Raw genomic sequence first — 960 nt, forward strand, 5'->3', positions numbered from 1 at the left:
ACCCGAAAGCCAGGAGTGACCAATAGACGACACGCAGGCTCCTTTATTATTTTCTGCTTCTTGCAGAGGCATTATTAGTTAAGATATTTTTTTGGGATGATTTACGGGAATAGAAAACCCGCCCTGGACTAATTCAGGGAAATAATAAACAGGGAGAAATGTTTGGCAAAATCCTACAGATCATCGATAGTCCGTACAACTTCAAATAGCGTAAGATTCATCTTAAACCGTTTAATCTGACTTGAGATTAATACAAATCACAGTGAAAAAATGGAATCAACTACATGATATAAAACGATTTTAACTTAACAACCCTTTCATTAAACACAGAAAAAACGAGCGATCACGGAACATAATAATACGCAATTAGAATCACCTTATCTTTAAGTTAAATTAGATATTCAATGGCACAAAAGGACAGAAACAAGATTATTTCCATGGCATGGAAATAATATTTTGCATACGGATTAATCTGTATTTTCTGACGTCAGCGATAATATATTTATCACCTGCCCTATCGTCGAGTCAGTGTAAACTCACCTGGATTGACCGAAAAAACTACCATACCAGGTATGAATTTTGTTCAGTTTTGAAAAACGGGTGATATAATGTGACCGCCGTCACACTTCCATGACCAAAGTGTCAGACCGGAAAGGAGCAAGCCTGGCAGCTCCCGTTCCGTTCCGGGTGATGTTGCATCCCGTTTGTCAGGACCGATCACCCCGGAGTTTTCACTATGGCTACGATTACCACCAGCGTTATTCTCATGAGATGGGAGCTGCTCAGTGCAGTGATGATGTTCCTTGCCAGCACCTTCAACGTGCAGTGCCGTAAAGCCAGCCGCAACGTGATGGCGTTCGCATTTACCGGTATTGGTATCGGTATGTCATGCTGGTTTGTCACCGGGTTGCTGGGCATTACGTTGAGCATGGATAATCTGCAAAACTTCTGGACGATAAC

At 41.7% G+C, this 960-nt stretch carries 1 protein-coding gene; it reads left to right on the forward strand.

What is annotated here, in order from left to right; genetic code table 11:
• Window positions 1–736 precede the first annotated feature (736 nt).
• A partial coding sequence (locus WH277_RS01005) for a YjcB family protein (protein ID WP_339503853.1) occupies window positions 737–960 on the forward strand: 224 nt, incomplete at its 3' end.

This window comes from Erwinia sp. MYb416 (assembly GCF_037479575.1).
GTDB lineage: Bacteria > Pseudomonadota > Gammaproteobacteria > Enterobacterales > Enterobacteriaceae > Erwinia > Erwinia rhapontici.